The organism is Campylobacter sp. CFSAN093224, from assembly GCF_012897395.1.
GTDB lineage: Bacteria > Campylobacterota > Campylobacteria > Campylobacterales > Campylobacteraceae > Campylobacter_D > Campylobacter_D jejuni.
In genome coordinates this window covers 441852-458426 of the sequence record NZ_CP040607.1, presented here as the reverse complement: position 1 = coordinate 458426, position 16575 = coordinate 441852, and the positions used below count along the sequence as shown (strand labels likewise).

General features: G+C 32.5%; 10 protein-coding genes and 1 pseudogene. 1 reads left to right on the top strand and 10 read right to left on the bottom strand.

Annotation, left to right across the window (positions count from 1 at the left end; all coding sequences use genetic code 11):
• Positions 1-5: 5 nt before the first annotated feature.
• From FBF11_RS02415 to FBF11_RS02380, 8 genes and pseudogenes are all read right to left on the bottom strand, one after another.
• Positions 6-323 carry an L-rhamnose mutarotase gene (locus tag FBF11_RS02415; protein WP_002837607.1) on the bottom strand — a complete coding sequence of 106 codons (318 nt, stop codon included), beginning with the start codon at positions 321-323 and terminating at the stop codon, positions 6-8.
• Positions 324-1094 carry an amidohydrolase gene (locus tag FBF11_RS02410; protein ID WP_079744470.1) on the bottom strand — a complete coding sequence of 257 codons (771 nt, stop codon included), beginning with the start codon at positions 1092-1094 and terminating at the stop codon, positions 324-326.
• Positions 1078-2334, bottom strand: coding sequence for an L-fucose:H+ symporter permease (gene fucP / locus FBF11_RS02405; RefSeq protein ID WP_002868189.1), 1257 nt, complete (start codon positions 2332-2334; stop codon positions 1078-1080). The genes FBF11_RS02410 and fucP overlap by 17 nt, the downstream gene beginning before the upstream one ends.
• 10 nt (positions 2335-2344) lie before the next feature.
• The gene (locus tag FBF11_RS02400; protein ID WP_002825115.1) at positions 2345-3133 is read right to left on the bottom strand and encodes an SDR family oxidoreductase; all 789 of its coding nucleotides are present in this window, start codon (positions 3131-3133) and stop codon (positions 2345-2347) included.
• A pseudogene (locus tag FBF11_RS02395) lies at positions 3134-4419 on the bottom strand (MFS transporter).
• Positions 4420-4430: 11 nt separating this feature from the next.
• Complete coding sequence (locus tag FBF11_RS02390; RefSeq protein WP_057096866.1) at positions 4431-5597, bottom strand: UxaA family hydrolase; 1167 nt, start codon at positions 5595-5597, stop codon at positions 4431-4433.
• Positions 5598-5599: 2 nt separating this feature from the next.
• Positions 5600-5863 (bottom strand): UxaA family hydrolase, encoded by a 264-nt coding sequence (locus FBF11_RS02385; RefSeq protein ID WP_002779462.1) that lies wholly within the window; start codon positions 5861-5863, stop codon positions 5600-5602.
• Positions 5860-6768: a dihydrodipicolinate synthase family protein gene (locus FBF11_RS02380; RefSeq protein ID WP_057096867.1), complete on the bottom strand. Its 909-nt coding sequence runs from the start codon at positions 6766-6768 to the stop codon at positions 5860-5862. Before FBF11_RS02380 ends, FBF11_RS02385 begins: the two co-directional genes overlap by 4 nt.
• A 230-nt stretch (positions 6769-6998) precedes the next feature.
• Between FBF11_RS02380 and FBF11_RS02375 the strand changes: the two genes are divergently transcribed.
• Positions 6999-7760 carry an IclR family transcriptional regulator gene (locus FBF11_RS02375; protein ID WP_002793545.1) on the top strand — a complete coding sequence of 254 codons (762 nt, stop codon included), beginning with the start codon at positions 6999-7001 and terminating at the stop codon, positions 7758-7760.
• A 30-nt stretch (positions 7761-7790) separates the two neighbouring features.
• Here the strand turns inward: FBF11_RS02375 and rpoC are convergent, their stop codons facing one another.
• Both rpoC and rpoB read right to left on the bottom strand, forming a co-directional pair.
• Positions 7791-12344 (bottom strand): DNA-directed RNA polymerase subunit beta', encoded by a 4554-nt coding sequence (gene rpoC / locus FBF11_RS02370; protein WP_002884848.1) that lies wholly within the window; start codon positions 12342-12344, stop codon positions 7791-7793.
• Complete coding sequence (gene rpoB, locus FBF11_RS02365) at positions 12337-16473, bottom strand: DNA-directed RNA polymerase subunit beta (protein ID WP_079742843.1); 4137 nt, start codon at positions 16471-16473, stop codon at positions 12337-12339. Before rpoB ends, rpoC begins: the two co-directional genes overlap by 8 nt.
• Positions 16474-16575: the final 102 nt, after the last annotated feature.

Below are 16575 nucleotides of genomic sequence, written 5' to 3'. Positions count from 1 at the left end.
CTTTTTTAGTCTAAGTGAAATACTTCTTCCATATTTAGCCATTTTTGTCCTGCATAGCCTAAAGATATTTGACAAGGATCTGTTACTTTCCACCATTTTTGTGTGCTTTCATCTCTTGCCATTTTAGCCATGTCTGCTTCAAAATCAGCACCTATATATTCAAAATATGCAAATAAATATTCCCCAAACAAATAAATGGAATAATTTTGTATATTGCATTCCTTAATCATCTCACAAACCCCTTCATAAGGCTTTGTGTGAAGCTCTTTGTATTCTTCTATTTTTTCTTTTTTTATTTTTATGATTTGACCGTATCTTTGCATTCATCCTCCTTTATAAATTAATAAAGCATTTTTGTAAAATATTTTATCTAGATCATCAAAAATTTTACTCTCTATAATAAGCTTGGCCCACTTAGCTGGAGTTATCTTTGCCACTGGATAATTGCTCCCAAATATAAATTTATTCTCACTAAAATTTTCTTTTAAAAAAGCAAAAAGCTCAAAAATAAATTCCTTAGGAGTTTCTTGCGAAAAACCATCAGGAATAGAAAGCTTGATATATAAATTTTGAAATTTTTTCAAAAAACTTAAATCTTTTTTGTATTCATTTAAACGATTTATTTTTGGACTTTCTAGATGATTTAAAACCACTTTTAAATTTGGATTTTTACTTAAAAATTTTTCTAAAAAACCAAGCTCTTCATTTTTAATACAAGCCTCAAAAGGTATATTGAAAGTTTTTAAAATTTCTATTTTTTCTTCAAAGTCTGCTTCAAATAGTCTTTTAGCTCCTTTTTTGCTCGTGTGCATTACTTCCCTAAAAGAACTAAGCTCTTCTTTATGCTTAAAATCCGCTAAACAAAACAAAAGATTATGAAGCTTTTTTTGCTCCAAAGCAAACAAAGCTTCCTTTTCTAAATCATCACTATTAACCTCAACATACATAGCACCTATAAATTCAAATTCTTTATATTCTTGTTTCATCCTAAAAAAATCATAATTTTGCTCTAATTTTTCATCGTCTTTTATCCATGAAATAGGTATTTTTTCCAAATCCCAAAGGTGTAGATGAGCATCAAAAATCTTTTGCATTTTTTCTCACTTTTGAGCCTATAAAGCCATACCAAGCCACATATAAAAACAAAGGTGCCATTGCTAAATACCCAGCGCCTGTACCATAATGATCATTAATAAAACCTATAATTATAGGCATAATTGCTCCACCTACTATGCTCATCACAAGCAAAGAACCGCCTAGTTTTACTTGATTTAAAGGTAAATTTTTTGTTGCTACCGCAAAAATAGTAGGAAAAGAAATAGACATAAAGAAAAATAAAGCTATTAAAAGCACTATGCTAAAAAACCCGCTAGCAAAATACAAGCTAAAGCATATAAGCACATTGATTAGAGAATAAAATCCTAAAATTTTTTCACCTTTGATTATCTTCATCAAAGGAGTAGAAACAATGCGCCCTAGCATAAATGCAACCAAAGCTATAGAAAAATAATAAGCACCTTGCGCATCTTTTAAACCTTCATTATGTTCTACAACATAATTGATAAAAAAAGCTCCTGCTGCAACTTGATTGGCTATATACAAAAACTGCGCTAAAAGCCCTAAGTTAAAATGTCTGTGTTTAAAAACATATATGGGCTTAGAATCATCTTTTTGCTTATAATCATCACTTACCGCACTTCCTTCTGGAAGCTTATTTGCAACAAAAGCAATTAAAATCAAAATAACAATGACAGCAATTCCTATATAAACAAGCTGGACATTTCCCATATTAGCTACCAATGCAGCCTCGATTTGCTCTTTACTCGCACCCTCTTCTTGTTTAGTAATAGATAAAAATAAAGCTCCGCCTATAATAGGTCCTACAAATTGCCCCAAACCATTAAAACTTTGCGCAGCATTGATTCTAAAACTCGCATTTTTTTCATCACCAAGCTTTGTCATGTAGGGATTTGCACTAGTTTCTAAAGAACCAATACCACAAGCTAAAATAAAAAACGCAAACAAAAACAAATGAAAAGAAGCCAAATTTGTAGCAGGTATAATAAGCAAAGCTCCTATGGCATAAAGAGCTAAGCCAAAAATGATTCCCATTTTATAAGAAAATCTATTGGCTATATAACCTGCGGGTAAGGCTATGATAAAATAAGCACCAAAATAAGCAAACTGTAAAAAGCCACTTTCATGCTGGCTAATATGAAGATGATTTTGAAAATTTTTATTCATCACATCAATAAGTCCATAGCTTACTCCCCATAAAAAGAAAAGAGAAGTTACCAAAACAATAGCTATTTTTATATTTTTAGAATCAGTCATTTTTTACTCCTTAGTTTTCATCCCAATTTAATGCTCTATCTAAATGCACATAACCTCCATCTGGCATTAAAATTTGCCCTGTAGTATGTGAAGCAAGGGGACTAAGTGTAAAAACCGCTGTATTTGCAATTTCCTCTATGGTAGTAAAACGATGGCCTAAAGGTATAGCTTTTGCGATTTTTTCATATTGCTCTTTAGGATTAGGAAAATTTTGCAGCCATTTTTCATAAAGAGGAGTCATAACTTCAGCAGGAGCTATAGCATTTACCCTAACATTATCCTTAGCAAAAGCACAAGCCCATTCTCTAGTAAAACCCATTTGAGCCGCTTTGGCCGAAGCATAAGCTGAAGTTCTTCCTTGTCCTGTGATGCCTGTTTTACTCACTATATTTAAAATACTGCCTTGTTCTTTTTTAATGTAAGGCAAACATTCTTTGGTCATAGTATAATAATGAAAAAGATTATTTTCATAAGATTTTATCAAATCTTGAGTACTTGTATTTTCAATATGTAAATTATCATTTGTACCTGCATTATTTACAAGAGCATAGATTCCACCATGTTTGATAGCAACTTTTTTTACAAGCTTTTCAATTTGCTCATAATTTTTTAAATCAATTTCATAAAATTCATACTCACTAGATAATTTTTTTAATTCTTTATCGTGCTCTTTAGGCATAGATCTTGAAAAAATTACAGGAATTCCGCCTTCGCTTGCCCATAATTTAGCAATACCATACCCAATACCTTTAGCCCCTCCTGTAATAATACAAACCTTATTTTTAATTTTTAAATCCATTTATTCTCCTTTATCTAAATTTAAAGTTATTTTTAAATGTATTAATACCAATACACCTAAAATTGCTATCAATGCTAACACTATAAGTCCAAACTCAACTCCAAAATGATTTTCTATATATGTTTTTAAAGTAGGAGCCACAAAACCTCCTAAATTTCCCAAGGATCCTATAAGAGCAATAGCAGCCGCGGCTCCTTTTCCTTTTAAAACTTGAGTTGGCAAATTCCAAAATATAGGCTGAATGACTATAAAACCTATAGCAGCCAAGCTAATAAAAAATAAAAATGCCGCCAAATTTGTAACAAAAGTTGAAGCTATCATGCTCAAACTTGCTAGCAGTAAAAATAAAATCGCATGTAAATTCCAAGAATGTTTTTTATCAGCCAATGAGGTAAATATTGGCAAGGCGATAAAAACAAAATCCAAGGTATGGCATTTAAAAGTCCAACTTCAAAACCTACATTTATTTGCAATATTTGGGCAATTTTACTTGGTAAATAAAAAAGCACTCCATAAACACTTAATTGAATACAAAAATAAACAAATACAAATTTCCACACCAAAATACTTTTAAAAATATCTTTTATAGAATAATCCTTAGCTTTAGTATTGGAAATTTCAATATGTTTTAGCAAAATATCTTTTTCTTTTATATCTAACCATTTTGCATCTTTTGGATGTGAATCAAGATAAAATAAACAAAAAATACCTACTAAAACGGTAATACCTCCTTCTATTAAAAACATCCATTGCCAATTTTTAAAATATATATTTGGTGTATAATCAAGTATAAAACCGCTAATTAAAGAACCAAAAACAAAAGCAATTGGAACTCCCATTTGATAAATTCCATAAGCCTTAGATCGATATATAGCTGGGAAAAAATAACTAAGGTATAAAATAATGCCTGGACTAAAACCTGCTTCAGTTAAACCCAATAAAAATCTTAATACATAAAAACTTATTTCTCCTTGTATAAAAATCATTGCCATAGTTACAAGACCCCAAGTGATCATTATACGGCTCAACCAAATTTTTGCTCCTAATTTATGCAAAAATAAATTTGAAGGCACTTCAAAAATGGCATAACCTATAAAAAATATTCCAGCACCCAAAGCATAAGCAGCCTCACCGATGCCTGCATCAATTTCTATATGAGATTTCACAAAGCTAATATTTGTCCTATCAAGCATAGAAAGACAAAACATCAAAACAATCAAAGGCAAAATACGCCAAGATATTTTTTTACATACTAACTCTAACTTTATTGAATTTGCATGTTTCATCACTTTACCCTTTAACAAGTTGTAGCAAGTCTCCAAACTGAAAAATCATTTTGCTCGTTAAGCTCTGCTTTTACCAATTCTCCATCTGAAATTCGCACGATTAATTCTATAAGCTCATCACGCACTTCTTCTTTTGTTTTTACCCCATCTATAATGCTTCCTGCGTTAATATCAATAGCATCATTCATATTTTCATAACAAAAAGTATTAGAACTCATTTTGATAGTAGGCACGATAGCAGAACCCGTTGGAGTGCCACGACCTGTAGTAAAAACACAAATATTTGCTCCACCTGCAACCATAGCACTAAGTTGTTCTATATCATTGCCTGGTGTATTCATAAAAGTTAAACCTTTAGAAACTACAGGCTTAGCATAATCAATCACATCCATTAAGGTTCTAGTTCCTGCCTTATAAACACAGCCTAAAGATTTTTCCTCTATAGTACTAAGCCCGCCTGCCATATTTCCTGGGCTAGGATTTGCTCCTCGAATATCAGCATGAAAAGATTTGACTAAATTCTCATAAGCTAAAATCTTATCATATACCTTTTTAGCTATTTCATCGTTTTTTGCTCTCTTAGCTAGTATGGCTTCACAACCTATAAGTTCTGTAGTTTCTGCTAAAATTACCGCACCACCCTCATCGATTACAAAATCACTCAAACTTCCTAAAGCAGGATTAGCACTAAGTCCGCTATAGCTATCACTTCCACCGCATTCTGTGCCTAAAATCAAATCACTGAAATCTCCTTCACTTTTTTGTAATTTTGCAGCACTTTCAAGCATTTCATTGACTATTTTGATACCATTTTCAATGGTATTTTTACTACCACCACATTCTTGTATCACTAAATATTCAACCTTTTTATAAGGCGTTGCTTCTTTGATTTTTTCTGCTACTGCTTTGGCTTGTATTACCTCACAACCAAGCCCTATAATTAAAACACCAAAAACATTGGCATTGCTCCCATGACCTATTAAAACATCTCTAGTTTGTAAAGCATCAAATTCAAGCTGGGAGCAACCATGCTGATGGTTGATATAAACTGCTCCATTACATTTTCTAGCTATATTTTCACACACTTTATTAGCACAATGTACACTTGGTATGATAATGACTTTATTTCTTAAGCCAAATTTTCCATCTTTCCTTCTATAACCCATTATCTTTTTCATTTTCATTCCTTATCTCCACGACCTCTAATTCCCGCAGTATTATGGATATGCACCCATTCCCCTGTACTAATATCGCAACTTGCACTAGCTATAGCTTCTGCGTATTTGATAATAATTTCATCTTTTTTTATATCCTTTAGTGCAAATTTATGTCCGCTTGCAATATCATTTAAAAGCTCAATATTTGCCACTTTTTCGCCTTTTTTAAAGTCACGCAAAGCTGTGGCAACATTGTCTTTTTCATTGACTATAATATATCCTTTCATAGTTTTATACCTGTTTCTTTTTCTATAGTTTTAATAAGCTCTTTTGCTTCATCAAAGCGAGTGTTTAATTCTTCTTTTGTAGCAGGTGATAAAGGATGAATACTAGCATTTACAAATTCAAATCCTCTGGCCTTTAAAAGCAAAGCAAAACCCATAGGAAAAGCTATGCTCATACCAAATCTTATGGCCTTTAATAAACTTTTTTGTATTAGCAAAGCTCTGCCTATATTTTTTTCATTGATTGATTTGTAAATTTCGCTCATAAGTTCTGGAAAAACTCCACCTATGCTAGTCATAGAACCTTTTACACCTGCTAATAATGCACCTACATAAAATTCTTCTCTTCCTACAAAAACATCAAAATTACTAGGTACTACATCTAAAATATGATTTAAAAGCAAAGCATCTCCGCTACTATCTTTTATACCCGCAACATTATCAAGCTTTGAAACCTTTTCTATAAATTTTAAGCTTAGTGCTGGTGCAAAAAGAGGTATATTATAAACATATAAGGGAAGTTTCACTTCAGAAGCTAAATATTTTACATATTCAAAAAGTGCATCTTCACTCAATTTATAATAATAAGGCATAGCAAGTAATAAGGCATCAAGACCTAATTCATAAGCTTTTTGCGCCAAAATAAAAGTGTTTTCATAAATTGTCGAGGTAATACCCGTGATGATAGGTATATTATTTTTTGTAGCCTTTTTGGTGAGTTTCATTAACTTAACTTGCTCTTCCACGCTCAAAGCTTGAGAATCCCCTGCACTTCCATTACAAAACAATCCATTCAAGCCTTTAGAAATACCAAATTCACAATAGCGAATAAATTCTTTTTCATTGATACTTCCATCATCTTTATATGGAGTAAGTAAAGCCGGTAAAGTTCCTTTTAAAATTCCCATTTTTTTCCTTTCGTATATACAAAAATATATTTATATACAAAAAATATAACAAAATATTTGTAAAAAAATCAAGCTGTTAACTTGGTAAAAATTCGTATTTTATTCTTATTAACTGCCAATTTTTACAAAAAAAATATTAAAATTAATAAATAATAAAAATTATGATTTTATGTTACTAAAAGTAAAAAATATGCTAAAATTTATAAAAATAAAACAAGGATAAAGACAATATGCATCAGCCCACTCTTAGAGTGTTAAATATTCTAGAATTACTTGCAAAAGAAAAGCTTACCTTAAGTGCTATAGCTAAAAAATTAAACATTCCTGCTGGAACTCTTTGGCCTATTTTACAAACTCTTCAAGAAAAAAAATATATCAAATGTGATTTAAAAAATAAAAGTTATTATTTGGATTTTAAGATTATAGAATTAGGATGTAATATAAAAAATGAAAATAATATTTTTGAAATAATCAAAAAGCATATGAAAAATATAAGAAATTTAACCAATCAAACTTGTCAAATGGGAATTTTAAAAGATGGAAATGTGCTTTATTTAGAAAAAATTGATGCCAATAATACAGTACAATTAAAATCTTTTATAGGCACTTCGTATCCTGCTTATGCAACATCTTTAGGCAAAGCCTTACTATCAAATAAAAATAAAAAGGAATTAGAAAAACTTTATCCTAAAAATTTTGATAAAATTACAGAAAACACCTTAAATAATATAAATGAACTCTATCAACAAATCAAGCAAATTAAAAAAGAAAAAATTGCCATAGAAATTGGAGAAATGAATCCTCAAATTGAATGTATGGCTATAGGCATAGAACATAAAAATAAAATAATTGCTGCCATTAGTATATCTTATCTAATTTATTGCTCTAATAAAGCTTTTAGAGAAAAAAATAAAAAAATACTTCTAGAAGAAAAAAATAAAATAGAAAAAGTTTTAAAAATTTATTTTAATGATTTAGATACACTGTATTAATATAGCCCCGAAGGGCTATAAAATAGAGTTTTATTCTTGTTCTTTAAGTTTTAAATTTTGTTCGCCATAAAGCCCTGTTCCAACAGGAATCATTCTACCTAGAATAACATTTTCTTTTAAATCTTCTAAGTAGTCAAATTTACCTGCTATACTTGCTTCAGTTAAAACTTTGGTAGTTTCTTGGAATGAAGCCGCAGAAATCACACTATCACTTCCAATCGCTGCTCTTGTTACACCTAAAAGCACAGGCTCGGCAATAGCTGGTTCTCCACCCATTCTAATGATTCTTTCATTTTCTTCACGGAATTTACGTCTTGAAACCAAATCACCTTCAATAAATTTCGTATGTCCACTATCTACAACTTTTACTTGTCTTAGCATTTGAGAAACGATAACTTCTATATGTTTATCAGAAATCACAACACCTTGTCCGCGATAAACTTGCTGAATTTCAGAAATCAAATAATAATGCAAGGCTTTTTCACCTAAAATTTTAAGCACATCATGACTCGAAACAACTCCATCTGTAAGTTTTTCACCTGCATGAATAAACTCTCCATCTCTTACTTGAATATGTTTTGATTTGTCGATTAAATACTCAGCACTTGTTCCATCTTCTGCTTGGATAATAATTCTTTCTTTAGAACGCAAAGGCTTATCAAAACGAACAACACCATCAATTTCTGCAATCACAGCCGCATTTTTTGGTTTTCTTGCTTCAAAAAGTTCAGAAACTCTTGGAAGACCTCCTGTAATATCCTTTGATTTAGCTGCTGCTTTTGGAGTTTTTGCTAAAATATCTGCTTGAGCAATTTTATCGCCATCATGAACAAAAATAACGGTTTTTGGTTCAAGGTGATAACGCACAGCTTTATCACCTTTTCCTGCAATTACCAAAGTTGGTCTAACTCCGCTAGGTAAATACTCATTAATTACTAAAGAACGCTTACCTGTAGCTTCATCAATTTGCTCATCGGCACTATAACCTGCTTCAATATCCTCAAAGCTTACAACACCATCAATTTCTGCAATGATAGTATTATTATAAGCATCCCATTCTGCAATCACTTTTCTTTCTTTTTTAGGAGCACTTGCAATGATAGTATTTGCGTCATCGATTTTTTCACTATCGTTAAATTCTATCTTAGATTCTCTTGGGATATAGTGTCTTTTTGCTTCTCTATCATTTTCATCAGCAATCACTACAAAGAATCCTTTTTCTTTAACAATATCACCTTTTTTAACATTTTTTACTCTATCTAAACCATCGCCTTTAAGGATGTAAAATTTGAGTGTTCCTTTTTCGCCTGCTTTGATATTTTGAACTACAGGCTCGCCATCTTCTACTAAAATTTCACTCGCAAAAGGAATACGATTTGGTACATTCCAACCCTCTTTAATCACTTCTACGATACTTTCATTTTCTTCTACTTGCATGCCGCTTTGATATGGCAAATAAAGTTTTCCATCTATACTGCCACTTACACCTGCTAATTCATTTGGTTTAGCAAGATCGTATTTTCTTAATATGTATTTTACTTCTTGTTTTTTATCTTTAATAGAAACAATCACATCTTCATGAATATTTTCTATATTAATCACACCTTTAAATGGAGTTTTGATTTTTGGCTCCACAAGTAAAACCGCCGCATTTCTACGATTTGCTACGATATTTTTACCTTCTTTGTTTTTATAAGTTTTAAGATTATAAAATCTTATAAAACCTTCTTTTTGTGCGCTTACTTGTCTATCTTGTAAATCCGTACTTGCAGTTCCCCCGCTATGGAAAGTTCTTAAAGTTAGCTGCGTTCCTGGTTCACCGATAGATTGAGCGGAAATAATTCCTACTGCTTCGCCTGGTTTTACCAATTTACCTTCACCAAGATTGATACCATAACATTTTGCACAAATTCCTTTTTTGGCTTTGCAGGTAATAGGGGTGCGGATATTAACACTTTTTATACCGCTTTCTCCAAGAATTTTTGCTTTTTCCTCATCCATTAAAGTACCTTCTGCAAAAAGCACAGAATTTGTAATAGGATCGATCACATCTTCAGCTAAAACCCTGCCTAAAATTCTTTCTTCTAAAGTTTCTATAATAGAGCTATCTGCGGTAATTTCATTGATTTCAACACCCTCATGCGTTCCACAATCTTCAATGGTAATTTTTACATTTTGTGCAACATCGATAAGTTTTCTTGTCAAATAACCCGCATTTGCTGTTTTAAGAGCGGTATCTGCAAGACCTTTTCTAGCACCGTGAGTTGAAATAAAGTATTCAAGAACATTTAGCCCTTCACGGAAATTCGAAATAATAGGAGTTTCGATAATAGAACCATCAGGTTTGGTCATAAGTCCTCGCATCGCAGCAAGCTGAGAAATTTGAGCCGCACTACCCCTAGCACCAGAATCTGCCATCATATAAATAGAGTTAAAACCTTCTTTATCTTTTTCTACAAGCTTCATCATCTCTTTTGAAAGGACATTATTTGTACTTTTCCAAATATCAATGATTTTATTGTATCTTTCCCCTGAAGTAATCAAACCAAGATTATAAGAATTTTGAATTTCTCTTACTTGTTTTTTTGCTTCATCGATAGCTTTTTGCTTGTCATTAGGAACAATAATATCTGCAATCGAAATTGAAATACCTGCTTTAGTTGCATACTCAAAACCTAAATTTTTAAGTCTATCCAAGAAACTTGCTGTAATCTCTAAACCACCTTGTTTATAAACATAATCCACAAGCGCGGCAATGTCTTTTTTCTTTAAAACTTTATTCCAGCTATTTTCAGGCACAAAATCAGGTAAAATGGATTTAATAATCAATCTTCCTGCTGTAGTGGTAATCTTTCTACCATCTACCATAGTTTGTATACTCGCATGAATATCCAAACACTTGCTTTCAAGCGCCATCATCACTTCATCAATGCCTGTGCAAATTTTATGCGAACCTTTAGCACCGGCTTTTTCCAATGAAAGATAATAAATTCCTAAAACCATATCTTGCGATGGAACGGTTACAGACTTACCACTTGCTGGCAAAAGAATATTCATTGATGAAAGCATAAGCACTTTACATTCTGCAATAGCCTCTTGAGAAAGTGGCACATGCACCGCCATTTGATCCCCATCAAAGTCTGCGTTAAATGCTGCACAAACTAAAGGATGAAGTTGTATAGCCTTACCTTCCACTAAAACAGGATGAAAAGCTTGAATAGAAAGTTTATGTAAAGTAGGCGCACGGTTTAGCATAACAGGATGCCCTTTTACTACCTCTTCTAAACATTCCCAAACTTCATTGGTTTTGTTTTCTATCATTTTTTTAGCTTGTTTTACTGTGGTTGCATAACCTTTTTCTTCAAGCTTAGCTAAAAGATGTGGCTTAAAGAGCTCTAAAGCCATTTTTTTAGGTAAACCACATTGATCCATTCTAAGTTTTGGACCTACAACAATAACGCTACGACCTGAAAAATCCACCCTTTTACCAAGTAAGTTTTGTCTAAAACGCCCTTGCTTCCCTTTGATAATTTCACTTAAAGATTTTAATGGGCGTTTATTTGCTCCTTTTACAGCATTAGCACGACGACCGTTGTCAAAAAGTGCATCAACAGCCTCTTGAAGCATTCTTTTTTCATTTCTTATAATGATTTCAGGTGCATCAAGTTCCATAAGTTTTTTAAGACGTGTATTTCTATTGATAACACGACGATATAAGTCATTCACATCAGAAACTGCAAATTTTCCACCATCTAAAGCCACTAAAGGACGCAAATCTGGCGGTAAAACTGGAAGATTTGTAATCATCATCCATTCAGGACGATTTGGTACGGCTTCATCGCTATCAGTATTGGCGTTTAAATTTGAATTTAAGAAATTTTCTACTACTTTTAAGCGTTTAATGATGGTTTTTTTCTTAGCCTCTGAATTTGTAGCCGCCATTTCTTCTTTAAGCTGATTTAAAAGTGCCACAAGATCTAAATTTGCAAGTAAATCACGAACAACTTCTCCACCCATTCTTGCTTTAAAGCCACTATTTTCATAGCGTTGCATTAAATTTTGATATTGCTCTTCGTTTAAAACATCACAATATTCTACTTTTTTGGTGCTTTCATTATCATAGAAAGCATCGCCTGGATTTTCAACGATATAAGCTTCATAATAAAGCACACGCTCAAGATCTTTCATCTTAACACCCAAAAGCGTTCCTATACGACTTGGAAGAGAATTAACATACCAAATATGAGCCACAGGAGTTACAAGCTCGATATGTCCCATTCTAGAACGACGCACTTTTGAATTGGCTACTTCAACGCCACATTTTTCGCACTTAACACCTTTAAAACGCATTTTTTTATACTTACCACAAAGACATTCATAATCTCTTATAGGTCCAAAAATCTTTGCACAAAAAAGCCCATCTCTTTCAGGCTTTAAGGTTCTATAATTGATAGTTTCTGGTTTTTTTACTTCTCCATAAGACCATGATTTGATTTTTTCAGGACTTGCAAGTCTTAGTTGAAACGCTTCAAAATCCCTAGGTCTTGCATCTTCTTTGATTTCTATTACTTTAAATTTACTCATTATCTTCATCCTTATCAAAAATCTCAACATCTAAAGCAAGAGATTTAAGCTCATTGGTTAATACAAAAAATGTTTCAGGAATTCCCGTTGCTGGAACATTTTCACCTTTTGTCAATGCTTTATAAGCACTAAATCTACCTTCTACATCGTCTGATTTGATAGTTAACATTTCTCTTAAAGTATGAGCCGCTCCATAAGCTTCAAGTGCCCAAACTTCCATTTCTCCAAATCTTTGTCCCCCAAAGAGTGCTTTACCACCCACAGGCTGCTGGGTAACTAGACTATAAGGTCCTGTACTTCTTGCGTGAACTTTCTCATCAACCAAGTGGTGGAGTTTTAGCATATACATACATCCTACATGAACACGCTCTGCGATTTTCTCACCCGTGCGTCCATCATAAAGTTCTGTTTTGCCGTCCATATCTATCTTAGCCATTTCAAAAAGCTTGCTAAATTCTTCTATATTTACACCTTCAAAAACAGGAGTAGCAAATTTAACTCCTTTACTCCAATCTCTAGCATAGTTTAAAAGCTCTTCATCGCTTAAGCTTTTAATAAATTCTTTTTCGCTTGCAAGTCTTGGAATAGAACAAATTTCAAGCATTTTTGCTCTTAATTCTTTAAGAAAATCTTTTTGCTTTCTGTCAAAAATTTCTTGAATCTGATCTCCGAGTCTAAGTCCAATTAAACCCAAATGGCTTTCTAAAATTTGGCCTATATTCATACGACTTGGAACGCCAAGTGGATTAAGTGCAATATCCACACTTTTACCATTTGGTAAATAAGGCATATCCACTTCAGGAACTATAGTTGAAACTATGCCTTTGTTTCCGTGACGTCCTGCCATTTTATCACCGACTTTAAGCTTTCTTTTTGTAGCAATATAAACTTTAACAAGCTTAATTACCCCACTTGGTAAAATATCATCTTTTTCTAAAATTTCAAGCTTTTCATCGTGTTCTGCTTTTAATTTTTTCTTCTCATTTTGGAAATGATTTTTTAAATCATCGTATTCTTTTTGAATCTCTTTAGAATAAGCTTTAATCAAAGTTGTTAAAGTAAAACGATTGATTTTTTCAAGTTCGCTAATATCTGCGGTTTGTCCTTTTTTATAATTTTTATCTCCAATTTTTTGATCACTATTTAAAGGGGCTTTGGAAAGAAGAGCACAAACACGAAGCATTTCTTCTCTATCCATCATCAAAAGTCTATCATGATGTTCTTTTTCTAAAGCCATTTTTTCTTTATCATAAGATTTTATTGCGCGATCATCTTTTTCATAGCCTTTTTTAGTGAAAATTTTAACATCCACAACAACACCCTCTAAAGAAGCGGTTGCATAAAGTGATTTATTCACAACATGTCCTGCTTTTTCTCCAAAAATCGCTCTTAAAAGTCTTTCTTCAGGAGTTGGTTTAACCTCACCTTTTGGAGAAACCTTACCCACCAAAATCATGCCTGGTTTGATATGGGTACCAATTTTTGCAATACCGCTCTCATCAAGATGCGCAACATCTTCTTCTTTTACATTTGGGATATCTTTGGTAATTTCTTCTATACCGTCTTTTAGTTCTCTTGCTTCAATTTCTTTTTCATAAATGTGCACACTTGTAAAGGTATCTTCACGAATAATTCTCTCACTTACAACTATAGCATCCTCATAGTTATAACCATTCCAAGGCATAAAAGCGATTAAAGCATTTTTACCTATAGCAAGTTCGCCTTGATCCATAGAAGGACCATCTGCGATAATTTGTCCTGCTTTTACTATATCACCTTTTTTAACAATAGGATGTTGAATATAATTTGTATTTTGATTGGTTCTTAAATTTTTCTCCATAGTGTAATGGTCAATAAATGGACCTTTATCATCTTCACCTAAAATGAAAATGCTTTTATTATCCACTTTCTCAACCACACCGCCACGCTTTGCTTTAACAGCTTCCCAAGCATCACGCGCAATAATTTGTTCCATACCTGTTCCTACTATCGGAGCTGAAGCAGTAAGAAGTGGCACAGCTTGACGTTGCATGTTTGAACCCATTAGCGCTCTGTTTGCATCATCATGCTCTAAAAACGGAATCAAAGAAGCCGCAACCCCAACAACCATACCTGAGCAAAGATCGATTAATTGCACTTCTTCGCGTCTTGCAAGTATAGTTTCACCATCTTGTCTAGCCTCAACAAATTCTTCTACTATATTGCCTTTAGCATCAACCTTAGTTGAAGCTGGTGCGATAAATAAGCCTTCTTCTTGTGTTGCTGTAAGATAAACAACTTCATTAGTCACTTTACCATTTACAACTTTTCTATATGGTGCTTCAACAAAGCCAAGTTCATTTACTTTTGCATAAGTAGAAAGAGTGTTAATCAAACCAATATTTTGACCTTCAGGTGTTTCAACTGGACAAATTCTACCATAATGTGTCGCGTGAACATCACGCACTTCAAAACCTGCTCTTTCTTTTACAAGCCCACCTTCACCAAGCGCTGATAAACGACGCTTATGAGTAACCTCACTTAAAGGGTTGGTTTGATCCATAAATTGCGAAAGCTGACCTCCTGTAAAAAATTCAATGATAGTTGTAGTAATCATTTTAGGATTGATTAAATCATAAGGCATTGCTTTATCAAGATCCGCATTTAAAGAAGTAAATTTATCTCTGATCGCCTTTTGCATTTTTGCAAGACCTAAATGAAGTTCATTGGCTAAAAGTTCACCTATAGAACGGATACGACGATTTCCTAAATGATCTCTATCATCAATATGTCCTTTACCATTTTTTACTTTAATTAAATATTTTGCAGTTTTAATAATATCTTCATTAGTCAAAACAGTAACATACTCAGGCACTTCAAGACCTAACTTATGGTTCATTTTCATACGACCTACCTTGGTAAGATCGTATCTTTCAGGATTGAAGAATAAATCATTTACAAAAGCCTTCGCTGCATCTTTTACCACAGGTTCACCTGGGCGCATAACTTTGTAAATTCTAATCGCAGCTAAATCATTTTCATCATCGATATTTTCACTTTGTTTAAGAAGTTTTAGAGTTTCTCCATCTTGAGCAAAGGAGTTAATAATCGCTGCATCAACGCCATTAGCCAAGTCATTTGCTATATCAAAACTTTTTTGCTCTTTAATCTTAGCAAGCTTACTCTCATCTAACAAAGTTAAAGAATCAAATAAAACCTCTCCACTTTCTTTATCAATAATAGGATTTGCTAAATAACGATTAAGTAAAATTTCTACAGGATATTCTATCCATTTTAAACCGTCTTTAATAAGCTGTTCTGCTTTTTTCTTTGTAAGTCTTTTTCCAGCTTGATGAACGATTTTTCCTTTTTCATCTTTAATATCATATTCTATTCTATCCATAAAATCATTTGGATTAAATTCTGTTAAAAATTTATCTTTTTTCACATGTATAGTCTGAATAGGATAAAACAACTTAATAATATCTTGTTTTTTATACCCTAAAGCTCTAAAAAGCATAGTTACAGGAACTTTTCTACGCTTGTTGATTCTTACATACAAAACATCTTTGGCATCGTATTCAAAATAAAGCCACGAACCACGATCAGGAATAATTTGTGCTGTATAAACAAGCTTATTTGCAACCGTTGAACTTTCTTCTTCTTTAAAAATAACACCAGGGCTTCTATGTAATTGATTTACAACCACCCTCTCAACCCCATTAATGATAAAAGATACACGATCTGTCATTAAAGGAATTTCGCGGATATAAATTTCTTGTTCTTTAATATCTTTTACGCCAACTTTTTCCCCTGTTTTTTCATCTTTTTCATGCAGAGTAAGACGGATTTTCATTTTTAAATTTACAGAATAAGTCAAACCTCTTTCCATGCATTCGCGAATGGTATATTTTGGCTTGCCTATTTCACTACTAACATATTCAAGACTCAATCTATTTTGCGGATCATGAATAGGAAAAATTGATTTAAAAACTTTTTCTATACCACTTTCACCATTATCAAGATTTAAAAAATAATCAAAACTCTTTTTTTGTAATTGTAGAAGATTTGGGATTTCTATTTGTTTTGAAATGTTTGAGAAGTCTACTCTTAAACGATTTCCTAATTTATTATCTAACATATCGCACATACCTCATGGTAAATTTTGTAAATTTAAAAAAGAAGACCTAAAAATTAGGTAAAAATAAAAAAAGAAGACTTGCCTTGGCAAATCTTCTTCTAACTTTAAAGC